The 13,090-nt window shown below is 44.3% G+C and carries 7 protein-coding genes; 3 read left to right on the top strand and 4 right to left on the bottom strand.

From position 1 onward, the window contains the following. Positions 1 to 39: 39 nt before the first annotated feature. The 4 genes from ABIO93_RS30800 to ABIO93_RS30815 all read right to left on the bottom strand — a co-directional run bounded on the left by ABIO93_RS30800 (position 40) and on the right by ABIO93_RS30815 (position 6,604). Entirely contained in the window at positions 40 to 1,671 is a 1,632-nt protein-coding gene (locus ABIO93_RS30800; protein WP_348073879.1) for a tail fiber domain-containing protein, read from the bottom strand. Between the two features lie 22 nt (positions 1,672 to 1,693). Next, a complete protein-coding gene (locus ABIO93_RS30805; RefSeq protein WP_348073880.1) occupies positions 1,694 to 2,386 on the bottom strand; it encodes a T9SS type A sorting domain-containing protein in 693 nt (230 codons plus the stop codon). Continuing rightward, positions 2,383 to 4,083, bottom strand: coding sequence for a tail fiber domain-containing protein (locus ABIO93_RS30810; RefSeq protein WP_348073881.1), 1,701 nt, complete (start codon positions 4,081 to 4,083; stop codon positions 2,383 to 2,385). Before ABIO93_RS30810 ends, ABIO93_RS30805 begins: the two co-directional genes overlap by 4 nt. A gap of 139 nt (positions 4,084 to 4,222) precedes the next feature. Next, the gene (locus ABIO93_RS30815; protein ID WP_348073882.1) at positions 4,223 to 6,604 is read right to left on the bottom strand and encodes an alpha-amylase family glycosyl hydrolase; all 2,382 of its coding nucleotides are present in this window, start codon (positions 6,602 to 6,604) and stop codon (positions 4,223 to 4,225) included. Between the two features lie 750 nt (positions 6,605 to 7,354). Between ABIO93_RS30815 and ABIO93_RS30820 the strand changes: the two genes are divergently transcribed. From ABIO93_RS30820 to ABIO93_RS30830, 3 genes are all read left to right on the top strand, one after another. Further along, positions 7,355 to 10,570 (top strand): TonB-dependent receptor, encoded by a 3,216-nt coding sequence (locus ABIO93_RS30820; protein WP_348073883.1) that lies wholly within the window; start codon positions 7,355 to 7,357, stop codon positions 10,568 to 10,570. A 9-nt stretch (positions 10,571 to 10,579) separates the two neighbouring features. Next, positions 10,580 to 12,460 carry a RagB/SusD family nutrient uptake outer membrane protein gene (locus ABIO93_RS30825; protein ID WP_348073884.1) on the top strand — a complete coding sequence of 627 codons (1,881 nt, stop codon included), beginning with the start codon at positions 10,580 to 10,582 and terminating at the stop codon, positions 12,458 to 12,460. A 234-nt stretch (positions 12,461 to 12,694) separates the two neighbouring features. Next, positions 12,695 to 13,039, top strand: coding sequence for a hypothetical protein (locus tag ABIO93_RS30830; RefSeq protein WP_348073885.1), 345 nt, complete (start codon positions 12,695 to 12,697; stop codon positions 13,037 to 13,039). Positions 13,040 to 13,090: the final 51 nt, after the last annotated feature.

The following is a 13,090-nucleotide window of genomic DNA, read 5'->3' on the forward strand; positions in this document are numbered from 1 at the left end:
TTTTCAAAACTTGGCAAGTCTGTCCGCGTGAAAGAACTATCATTTTGATTGTTCAAACTTTACCGAAACTGTTTTATTAGGCCCAATTAATGAATTTAGGCTCGCTTCTAAACTTTCGATACGTTTCACAGATTTTCTTAACCCCTCATTTTCCGCTTTCAGTTCTTTTACGGATTCGATCAGGTGCGGGATGAAACCAATGTAGTTGACAGACTTCATTCCTTCCCCGTCCGTTTTCACTAGTTCCGGGAATATTGCTTCCACTTCCTGGGCGATCACTCCGGTTTGCAATGACTGATCGGTCCTCTGATCTTTCATGAAATAGTGGTAGCCCTTGATGTTCGTGATTTTGTTTAGGCTATTGTTTAATGTTGAAAAGTCTCGTTTTAGGCGACGATCGGAGGTAAGGATAATGCCCAGCCGCGTGTAAGAGTAACCTTCCGTTGTAACCCAGAAATTCCAGTTGCTCCCGTTATAAAATCCAACCTGATCATCCGTTTTCATCCCGACGAACCCTTCTGCTACCTGGTTCGAATTGTTAAACCAGAGTCCGGCAGTGAGGTTCAGATTGTGACGAATTCTTGCTCTCGAACCGATGTCCAGAATAAATTGAGGCACAAGAGCATTATTACCTAATCCCACGTTCCCATTTCTCAGTACTGTCAGCGCATTTGATGGACTCACATCGCTTAGCCCGTTGCCAATCTGAAATATACGGTCTGTCGAGTTTGCGAAAAACTTTGTGGGGCCGCTCGGATTATCCTGAATATTATTAAAAGCGCCAAAAGTTGTTGACGCGAATGTTTTCGCTATGGTATTCTGACCAAGCGAAACGGAAGATTCTCCAACAGCCCATGTTTTTGATCCGGTTGCGAAACTGCTTTGTCCATCCGCTTTCACCTGCTCGCCCATCGCCACAGAATTTGATTCTTTGGCAACGCTATTGTCGCCGATTGCCAATGATGCTAAACCCGTTGCACTGCTTTGAATCCCCATTGCCAGAGAAGAGTTACCAGTTGCAAATGTATTCTGACCCATGGCAACAGAATAGTCACCGGATGACATTGTATTTAATCCAAATGAAGCCGAGTGCCTCCCTGTAACAACATCATCCCAAGCGGCATTAGTGACTCCTCCTGCTCGGAAAGCCGCTTTTCTGGGATACCAAATCAACCTTGAGCCAGTACCCACAGCACCTAAAGCACTTCCCACATTAGTTTCACCTTTCTGAACAATAGCGTCATCATATTTCCAACGGTCCGATTGGAATGCGTGATCCGAGTTTGTTGCCTGAAGGGAATATGGAACACTTACAAGCTGCGTTTTACCAAGATCTATATAATTATTGTCTCCGGCAGGATCGATTTCCACCTGCAGGTAATGATCATAGACATGCCAATTGATGTCGGCAAACGCACCACCGGATACAACTTGCCCACCGCCTACGTTCACGGTAAAAATTCCATTTGCAGAAGTTTGAGTGACATGCGTTTCCATATAAACCAGACTGATTGGTATGTGGATACTTAATCTTAAAGAAATTGTAGAATTTGCGAGCACCTGACCGCTGGCATTTCGGGCAACCCCCTGGAAACTAAATAAGTTAGGAGACTGAGCCCAGGTCTGAAAGCTCAACAGCATGGCAAAGGCAATAGAGTAGATTGATTTCATGGTGTGTTTATCTGTTTGTTTTTTAATTTCTAACAAGCTTCAATGTACCTGCACCTGCTTTTGTTTGTACACGGAGTATGTAGACACCTGTGTTTGGGAGCTGAATTGCTTGTTGAAAAGGAGGGTTTTCCTGCTCTATTAAAGTTCTTCCCTGCTTGTCGGTGACAGTTAGAAGTGCTGTATTTCGTGGTACCTGGACATGGACAGTTCCATTACTTGATGGATTTGGATAACTACTCAGGCGCTCTAAACTTTCCGCTTCCGGAATTACTGCGACGATACGACTGAGCGTAAATTTTCCGTCCAGATCAAGTTGTTTCAGACGATAATAACTCGTGGTGGTGAGAGATTGATCAACAAACCTATAAGTTTTTTCGCCTTCATGATTTCCTCCGCCATCGACCCAGCCGATGGCGTCATATTGTTTTCCATCCGTCGATTTCTGAATTTCAAAGCCCGCGTTATTGACTTCTTGCGCTGTTTTCCAATTCAGTTCTGCGTCACCGGTCTTAGTCAAATATCCTTTGAAACTAATAAGCTTCACCGGCAATGCGGATATACTCGTAGGAGTGAGGGTACCGATTACCCAGTTCACACTTAAATTTCCTACGGTAGTATTATTTGCTGCTCCGTAAATTCCTGAGGGTACAATTTGCTGTGCATATGACCATTGTGCCGTTATTGCCAGGGCGATGGTAAGAGATAGTATTTTCATTTTTCTGAATGGTTTGAATTGGATAAAGTAGTATTCAGTTGACCAGGTTGGACAGTAGAATTCGATATGAGTTGCGCAGCAGCTTTAAGATCATTCAGGTCTTTGCGAAAACCATCCATATCACTTGCCCGAGCCTTAAACTCCTCATTTTGTACTTTAATGGCGGTATTTAATGTTTGCAGATAATCTACGGATGCTTTTAATTCCTTCACCGCCTCAATCAAATGTGGAATCAAACCAGTGTAATTAACTGATTTGAAACCCTTGTCATCCGTTTTCACCAGTTCAGGAAACATGGCTTCAACCTCCTGAGCGAGAAGCCCGGTTTGCAGTGTCTGATCCAGCGTACTGTCTTTCCAGAAATAATGGTAGCCATTCAAGTTACTAAGTTTGGTAAGGCTGTTGCTTAGTGAGGAGAAGTCTCGTTTCAGGCGGAGGTCGGACGTGTTGTAGTTGGTGCCAATGATGTGACTATTGCCTATATTGTCCATCCAGAATAGCCATTTATTTGCATTGTAGAAACCAATTTCGTTGTCGGTTTTCATGCCCACAAAGCCTTCGGCATTATTTTGAGAATCATTGAAGTATATACCTGCGGTTTTGCCTTGCGCATATTTAATCCGTACTCGTCCTCCTATATCCAGAAGAAATTGTGGAGTCAATGTATTATTCCCAATTCCAATATTACCGTTGCGTAATATGGTGAACGCATTGGAGCGGTTACTAACATGATATCCATTACCAATCTGGAATATTCTGTCTTGTAATGAGGGACTAAAAGGGCTGGGAGAGTCGTCATCATTGTTGAATAGCCCAAACGTTGCCGATGAAAGTGCTTTCGATATTGAATGTGTACCTGCTGAAAAGGAATAATAGCCCAACGATTCGGAAAAATTGCCTGAAGCAAATGCTAAATCTCCACTTGCGACTGAACTGTTCCCGATCGCGAAGGCTGCAAATCCACTAGCGATCGTTTCTTCTCCAAACGCAGCTGTGTAGTTATTAGTAGCTTGATTATTATAACCAACACTGATTGATGCGATGCCGCTGGCAACGCTCGTAGTACCCATCGAAAAAGAAGATTGTCCAGAAGCTTTTGGATTATTCCCAAAGCCAACGGAGTATTTGCCTATATTTGACTCGTCCCAGGCACCAAAGCCGGAGTCATTTTTACCTACTCTGAGGGCCGCTTTTCTTGGATACCATAAAAGCAAGTCTCCATCCGGAAGTGAAGGCAGGATTGCTCCCTCCCCCGTTTTCCCCCGCTGCACCACCGGATCTCCATCCTTCCACTTATCCGCCTGCCCGGCATGCAATGCATAAGGTACACTCAAAAGCTGCGTAGCGCCAAGATCAATGTAATTGCTACTACCCGCCGCATCAAGTTCAACTTGCAAAAAGAAACTTCCTGCTGACCATTTAATGTCTGACATACTTCCGGTTTTGTCGTTTCCTGCTCCGACCGACACTGTGAAAATGCCTCCATTTGAAGTCAGCGGTTTGTGCGTTTCTTGATAGAGATTAGGTCCAAGGGGTAAATTTTCGTGAATGGTAAGCCTGAGCGACACATTCGTATTCGCAATCACCTTCCCCGCCGCATCCCGGGCCACGCCCTGGAAACTGAATTGTTGGGGTGCCTGGGCTGCAAGTCTTAGGAAGGAGAGCAAAAAAAAGGAAACGAGTAGTAACTTTTTCATAAACTGAGAGATGGTGTTTTTCGAATTGAAAGTAAACCATCTCTCAGACTGAATTCAAAACCGATTATTGATCGGTAGAGAGCAATGAATTAGCGGTTTTTGTGAGTCAAAAATGATGATGCGGCATCAAAAACAAGGGCTATTGTTTGACGAGCTTTCCCGTTACGGTTTTTGCAGGAGTAATCAGTTGATAGACAAAAACTCCTGAGGGCAATTGTCTTGTATCAAAGTCTACTTTGTATTCTCCCTTGGAATAATTACCATCAGCTATTGTTCCCACAGAACTTCCTTGCATATCCAATACTTCCAGTTTGACTGGCATGTCCTCGGGCAAGCAAAACACAAATTGGGTCTGTGAATTGGCAGGATTTGGGCGAGCGAATACTTTTAAGCTTGATTCTTTTTCTTCAAGCCTTTCATCAAAAGTTGCCATCATCCTTTTTGTGGAAGCCTGTAAATTGGGTACAATTTGCGGAGCGGTGTAAGTAGCTTTCACAAATACATTCTGGCCTTTTGAGTTAAATTGCTCATTCCAGACTTTGAGTACGTAGTAATTACTTTGGTTGGCTACATAATCAATAATCAAATTCCCATTGCCGGTAACGGACTTTAACAGGGTAGTTCCGTCCTGATTATAAAGGGCCAATGTAACTTTGGAAGCCAGTTTTCCCGTTTTCGTTGGATAGAGGTCCAAATGAATGTTTTTACCCGCTTCACAATAAATTTTCCCGACGGTTCTGGAATTAAACCAAACACCATAATCCGGAATGGCGCCTCCCTGTTTCAATGATTTTGGATTAGAATCACCCAGGTCATCAGCCATTTCCCATTCCTGGGTAGTTGGAATGACCGCAGGGGAGAAGCCTCCTGAGACTCCCGCAGGTCCCCATACGCAATACCCCTTTCGCACATTGGAGCCATTACAAGGCGGTATCCAAAGCGTGACCTTGCCTGTATTATCCGTCCAGACATCACTCGCATTCGCGCCAGAATAATCATGTAATTGTATGTTATTACCGAAATCTGTCTGAATAGTCACGGTTTGTCCCACCGTCCAATTATCGTTTACTGCAATGATGGCCTTTGTCGATCGCTCAATGACCAACGCATCCTGCGCCTGCCATCTTACTTTATAAGCTCCCGCTTTAAAGCTCAACTTTTGATGGCACCACATTAAATTGGCCAGATAATCACGTACGGGCAAGTCTGCTAGGGATGCGGGCAAGTGATTGTTTCTGGTCGTTGTAGACATATCAAATAAGTCCTCGAAGAATATTTGGGGCGATCCATCCACGGCCATCGCAATGGCGTAAGCTACCTGTATCCGGCCATCATCGGGGTTGATATGTGCTGCCAGCTCGTTTCCTGTGTTCCAGGTTACGTAATCTCCGTTGGCGTCAAATGTGGCTGGCCTGAATGTATCATGGTTATTAACAAAAGGCACAGTACGATACCGGTTTCCTTGCTGAATCCCTGGAATATCTCCCAGATTGTAATTGCCATCGCTGGTGACGATACCATATAATCCGCCTCTGAGTGAAAAATCAAATGTTCCAACCAAATCCTCTGAACCGCCATTGCTGAATTTCACATCATTAATGTATTGATCCATTTCCCCGGCACTTCCTACATATTCACCCACATTAAACATACTGGCGCCGCCATTGGCCCAACCGGCATTATACTTTACATTCCAGCTTAAATCCTGTACTACCCAATGCGGGAAATGCTTTACAGCGTCCCATCTGAAACCGTCAACGCCAGTCTGCTTTTTTAGCCAGATCATCCATTTGCGGGCTTCGGTAAGGTTATAGTTCAAATATTGAGGTGGATTGTAGGTTGCATTGGTGCTCAGACCGTATGATTTTCCATCTTCATAACTAAGGTCAGGCCCCCATCCACCCATAGCCCAGTTACCCGAGGTGGTATTGGTCCATTGGTTCGGATGGAAATTTTCATAGTTCTTAGGCCACCTGCCTGAGCGCGCCAGATAATTGGCCGCAGTTTCACTCGTTGCCGGAGTGATGTAGGACACATATCGAAAATTTTTGTAGCCGCTTTCATTGGCCAGGGAATAAACAGGCTCCGGATCCTGGCCTCCTTCACCATTCAGAGCGCCGGCATCGCTGGCGTGATTAAGCACCACATCCTGGATCACACCTAATCCATTTGCATGCATAACAGCTACCATTCTTAGCAAATCATCTTTGGTTCCGACACGGGTAGTGACTGAGCCTTTTTGGAATTTATCTCCCAGATCGTAGTGGTCGAACGGAGAGTAGCCCACTTTATTGGTACCGGCATTTTTAACAGTAGGGGGAATCCAAACATTGTCGATACCTAATTCGCGAAGTCGGGGCGATAGTTCAGTAAGATAGTTGGCCCATGAGTTCACATAGTTTGAATTTTCGTAGTCCCAATAAAAGCCTTGGAGAACGAGTTTACCGTTCCAGGGATTTTGTGCTTTTAGTCCATTGGAAAACAAACCAATCAGCAAAACTGTCAGTAATTTTTTGAACATATTAAATGAAGGTAAAGTGTGAGAATATTTCGATTGCAGTTTCGAGCTAACTGTCAGGGAAGTAAAGTGGTATGATCGAGAATCTTGAAAGGCTTTACCAAAAGGTAGGTTTGATTATCCTGTGGTGAATGAAAGACGAAAACGAAGTCTTAAACTAAGCAGCTAATTATTATGGGATTATTTTCTTTTAAAACATAATAATCTAAGTAACCTTTGAGTTCTATAGTCAATGTCCCTTCCTCGGGACCTGTTTCATTTGTGGACAGGGAATCTCAGGTGATCGTTTTGTGCAAGTTGGAATCGTGTTGTGTCACCAAAAAAATAATCAGGAATTATTGAACTTTTTCGAGAAATATACCGTGCCATTTTGATCGGTTACAACAGTGACTATACGTCAAGTAACCTATGGTTATTTTCTAAGAAAACATAGTCAGAAAGCGGGAATGCTTGTTTATGTAAATAATTTCATATCTTTTTGTACATCCGGTTACTAAGAACCCTGGTGCTGTACTAACCGGAGAATAAAGTGTAAAATTTTCCTGATTTACACTTACCCCCTCAGATTTTTAAACTTAAATGGAAGGGATTTTTATGGTCTTCGGACGATAGGACGGATCTGATTTTTTATAGAATAAATTGTGTAATAACGACACGAGATATTGACGACCAGATAATTGGCATCACGCACAAGGAGTTTTAAGAGTTTTCATTTAATTTTTTTTTAACTATCTACTATCTATACTTTAATCTATGAGGATTTCTAAACGAAGTAAGGACCGGAGCCTAACACGGTACTTCTATTCTCTTTTCCTGACCATGCTCGTCATGGCCGGTGCATACGCTCAGGATGTAACGGTGAAGGGAAAGGTTAACGATGAGCAGGGGCAGGGTTTGCCTGGTGTGAGTGTGGTGGCCAAAGGAACGTCAGTGGGTACTGTCACGGACCTGGAAGGCAATTATTCTGTAAGCGTACCGGGTTCTACAACGCTGGTTTTTTCATTTATCGGTTACATTACCCAGGAAATTCCCCTGGGAAGCAAAACAAGCCTGGACGTTAAAATGCTTTCGGATACCAAGGCATTGGAAGAGGTGGTTGTGGTAGGTTACGGAACTGCCAAAAAGGCTACATTAACTGGTTCAGTGACAGCTGTAAAAGGTGCTGAACTTCAAAAAGCTCCTGCTGCTAACCTTTCTAATACATTGGGTGGTCGCCTTCCGGGTGTTTCGGCGGTACAGGGAAGCGGCGAACCGGGATATGATGGTTCGGCTATTCGTATCCGTGGTACTAACTCTTTGGGTAACAGCAATGCACTGATCGTTGTGGATGGTGTACCTAACCGTAGTGGTGGTTTGGATCGTATTAATCCTGCGGACATTGAAAGTATCTCAGTTTTGAAAGATGCTGCTGCTGCTATTTATGGTTCACGGGCTGGTAATGGTGTTATCCTGATCACCACGAAACGTGGAAAGACGGGTAAGCCTACTCTTTCGTACGACATGAACTTCGGTATGGCACAGCCTACGCGTACACCGGAAATGTCAAATGCTGCTGAGTATGCGACGATCCGTAATGAATTGCAGATCTACGACAATCTTCCGGTAGGACAATGGGGTGGTGCTTTGCAAGGCTTTAATACAAACGGTGCTTACACAAGGACTGACAATGGCAATGTACTGAGCGCAGTATTTACACCGGATGATATCAAGAAATTTGGTGATGGCTCGGATCCTTTGCTACATCCTAACACGGACTGGTACGGTTCGGTGATTAGAAACTGGTCTCCACAACAGCGTCACAATTTGCAGCTGACGGGCGGTAGCGACAACATCCGATACCTGGCTTCATTAGGCCATATCAATCAGGATGGTAACTATGTTAATTCTGCGACGGGTTACAAACAATATGATATGCGTATCAATCTTGACACGAAGATCAATAAGTATGTAAGCGCGAACCTGGGTTTGACATTGCGTGAAGAATTCCGTCGCTTTCCAAATGGTGGAGGAGCAGGGGATATCTTCCGGATGTTGATGCGTGGTAAGCCAACTGAAATTGCGATCTGGCCTGACGGCCGTCCTGGTCCCGATATCGAAAATGGTCAGAACCCGGCGGTGATCACTACCAATACGACTGGTTATAATCATGACAAAAGAGATTACATTCAAACCAATGGAACAATTGAAATTCTGATTCCGGGAGTGGAAGGTTTGAAAGTAACTGGAATGGCTGCTATCGATAAGCAACTACGCCGTCAGAAGTCTTTTCAGAAACCATGGACACTTTATTTCTGGGATAAGAAGACATTCGAAGCAGATGGTGTGACGCCATTGTTGACCGGAACCGTACGTTCTACATTCAGCGATCCTCGTTTGACTGAGAATGCTTCACAGGAACAATCTGTTCAGCTGACAGGTCAGGTTTCTTATGAAAAATCCATCAACTCGCATAATTTTAATGTAATGGCGGGTATCCAGCGTGAGAAAGTGGATGCAGACGGATTTTTTGCATACCGCCGCTATTTTATATCGCCGGTGGTTGACCAGCTGTTTGCAGGTGGTAACGCTGAACAAAACATTGATAATTTTGATTTGTTCAAACGTGCCCGTTTGAGCTATTTTGGACGTGCGGGTTACAATTACAAAGAAAAATACCTTGCTGAATTCCTTTGGCGTGTGGATGGTTCGTATGTATTTCCCAAACAAGGACGTTTCGGTTTCTTCCCGGGGGTATCAGCAGGATGGAGAATTTCGGAAGAAGATTTCTGGAAGGGTAACATCAACTTTATGAACAATGTAAAAATCCGCGGTTCATGGGGACAAATGGGTGCAGAACCTTATTTACTCGGAACAGAAACCCTTGCAGAATATCAATACCTGTCTACTATGGGCTTTGGTTCGTACGTTATCAACGATCAGGTGGCTAAAACTTTGCTGGAAACGCGTGTTGCTAACAGTAACTTCACCTGGGAGGTTGCCAACAACAGTAACTTTGGTATTGAGGGTACGTTGTTCCACGACAAAGTTGCATTCGAATTCGATTACTTTGTGAACAACCGTTCTAATATCCTGATCCCGAAAATAGGTTCAACTCCATCATCTGCTGGTATTGACGGAAAACTTCCTCCTCAAAACCTGGGTAAACTGCAAAACAAAGGATGGGAATTCAAACTGAGCTATGATGGAAGCCACGATGATTTCACGTATTCGTTCAGCGTCAATGGGGGTTATGCTAAGAACAAGATCAAGTATTGGGACGAAACACCTGGTGCTCCTTCTTATCAGCGCACAACCGGCAAGCCTTACAATGCATTCCTGGCTTACCAATATGGCGGCGTTTTCAAAGATCAGGCAGAAATTGATGCCAACACCATTGATTACAAAGGTATCACCGGATCGATTCGTCCTGGCGATATGAAGTTCAAGGATGTGAGCGGAGACGGCAAAATTACAGCTGATGACAAAGTTCGTTCGGAGAAAACAAACCGTCCGCAATTCACCGGCGGTGCTTCGATCAACCTTGGCTATAAAGCTTTTGATCTTTCCGTTCTCTTCCAGGGGACACTTGGAGGTCTTCAGTACATTGGGCAGACCGAATCCGGCGACATTGGTAATTACCTCCAATATGCTTACGATCACCGCTGGACCATCGATAACCCAAGTTCAACAGAGCCACGTCTTGCCAACAGAAATAATACTTATTATACTAATTTCGACAACGCCGGCGCCAATACCTATTACCTGAGAAGCAATAACTACCTGCGTCTTAAGAACATAGAATTGGGCTACAACCTTCCTTCTGAAATAGGTAAGAAAATAGGTCTGGGTAATTTCAGGGTTTATGTCAATGGATTGAACCTGATCACCATTGATAAGATCAAGATCTGGGATCCTGAAGCGACTTCTACAAACGGACAATACTATCCGCAGTCGCGAGTGCTTAATGCAGGTGTACGTGTAACTTTTTAAGAATAAAACATGAAACTGAGTTATAAAAATTGGATATTTTTTGCGGCGGTTGCATCAGCTGGACTTGCGTCCTGTGATACAGATTTTCTGGATGTGACCCCGCCAACTGAAATTCCCTCCGAAGAGGTTTGGAAGGACGGTGCCCTTGCCGAGGGTTTTGTAACAGGCATTTATGCGGGACTTCAGCAAGGAGGTTTCAGCGAGCAAATGTTGGCTTCCCTTACCGATGAAGCTGTGTTTACCCACACGGGGCGGAACATCAATACGGTCAACGAAGGTAGTTTGAGCCCTTCCAACCTTGGATGGGTGGATGATACCTACGGATGGGGACCTATGTATACCAGGATCCGTGCGACTAACCTGGCTATTCAAAATCTGAAAACTGCCACTTTTACTGACGAAACGCTGAAAGGCCGTTTGCAGGGAGAAGCATATTTTCTTCGTGCTTACTATTATCAGCAGTTATTACGCTATTACGGATCAGCACCCATTATTACAAAGGTGTACAATCTGAATGAGGACTACTCAGTAGCTCGTAATACTTATGATGAATGTGTGAAATTCATCGTGAGTGACCTTGATAGTTCAGCATTGTTGCTGAAAGGAAAAACGGAGGTGAAGGGCCGTGCAACCCAAGTTGCCGCTTTGGCATTGAAATCAAGGGTGTTGCTGTATGCAGCGAGCGATCTGCATGACATTCCTACTTTAAAAGCAAAGTCGACTGTCATCGGTGCTTATACCAATCCTGAGTTCCTAGGATATGTATCAGGAGACCGTAAAGCGCGCTGGCAAGCGGCTCAGGTGGCTGCAAAAGCTGCTCTGGACGCAAGTAACGGGGGTTATAAGTTGAACCTGACTGCTCCCGTAACTGCGGAACAAGGTAGGCTCAATTACATTTCCCTTTCAATGGGTGGCGGTAGCGCCGATAAAACATTGGATGCATCGGCTTCCAGCGATATCATTTTCGGTCGCTACTTTGTGCCGAGCCTTAGCGAAGGTGCACGCCAGACAGGTTTGAACAATGGTCCCAACGGGTACCACAACTGGGCAGGAAACACACCGATCGGTTTATTAGTTGATGACTATCAAATGATGGACGGTACTCCGTTCGCATGGACCAATCCGGCACACAAAGCGAGCCCGTATGTAAACCGTGACCCACGTTTCTACGCCACAGTAATGTTTGACGGTGCTAACTGGAAACCGCGTCCTTCTGATGCGAAAGATCCAGCTAACCAGATCCAGACAGGTGCTTACGACCTTTTGGACGACAAAGGAGCATTGATCAACCGCAAAGGATTGGATACCCGCAGCAGTTCTATTGAAGACTGGAATGGAAGCCGCACAGGTTACTACATGCGTAAATTCATTGACCCGAACCCTGCATTGTACGATAACACCGACCGTCAGAACATTCCATGGCCATTTATCCGTGTGACTGAAACTGCTTTCAATTACATCGAAGCAAGTATCGAATTAGGTCAGGAAGCTGAGGCACTTGCCTGGTTGAACAAGATACGTTTCCGTGCCGGTATGCCAGCAGTGAAAGCGACGGGTGCAGCCCTGAAAGAAGCATATAGCCAGGAAAGGCGCATTGAAATGGCTTTTGAGGAACAACGTTACCACGATGCACGTCGCTGGTTAATCGCCCCGACAACTTTGGGAAGACCTCTTCAGTACATTACAGTTTTGGGTAAATTCAAAGCTGGAAAATCGATGAAGGAGCCATACCATTACGATACGAGCGTTTACGATTATACTTACACTCCGGTGGAAGAGAAATCGCACGAAAACCGTACGTGGGTTGACAAAATGTATTTCCGTCCATTCAGTCGTGACGAAATCAACAGAAATGCCAAATTGGTTCAAAATCCGGGTTACGATAAGTAGTCTTGATCTGATTTCTGAAAAAAATCCCTGCCGCTACGGTAGGGATTTTTTTGTATCCAATGGGATACATTCCCACAAAACGTGGATTTCAATAAACACTAGTCCACACTACAAAAATTTGATATATTATTGATAATCAATTGGTTGAATGTTTTGGCATAATCATGTTGGTAACTATGGCAGCAGTGCAAATGCACATAACGCTATTACAATTGTTAAAAACGAACACAGATTATGAAAAAGCTAATAGTATCAGCATTGACCTTAACGCTAATCTCATTTGCCTCTGTTCAGGCTCAAACAACAGAACCAGCTACACAGGCAACACAGCAGGAGACGCAGAAAGACGCGGCAACTACTCAAAAAGCCGATAAAGAAGATAAGGTAGCCGTGAAACCGGAAGATCTGCCGGCAGGAATTAAGAAAACGATCCAGGGAGATGAATTTTCTGGCTGGACAGTGAAAAAGGCTTTCCTTGTTACGGATCCAAACAAAAAGCAATACTATGAATTACAAGTTGCAAAAGGCAGTGAAAGTGCCCGTGTCAAATTGGATAAAGATGGAAACAATGTGGGATAATTAGTTAGATCTCATTTTGAAGTAAAAAAAGCCGGATCGATTCCGGCTTTT

Origin of the sequence: Dyadobacter sp. (genome assembly GCF_039919315.1) — a bacterium.
Classification (GTDB): Bacteria; Bacteroidota; Bacteroidia; order Cytophagales; family Spirosomataceae; genus Dyadobacter.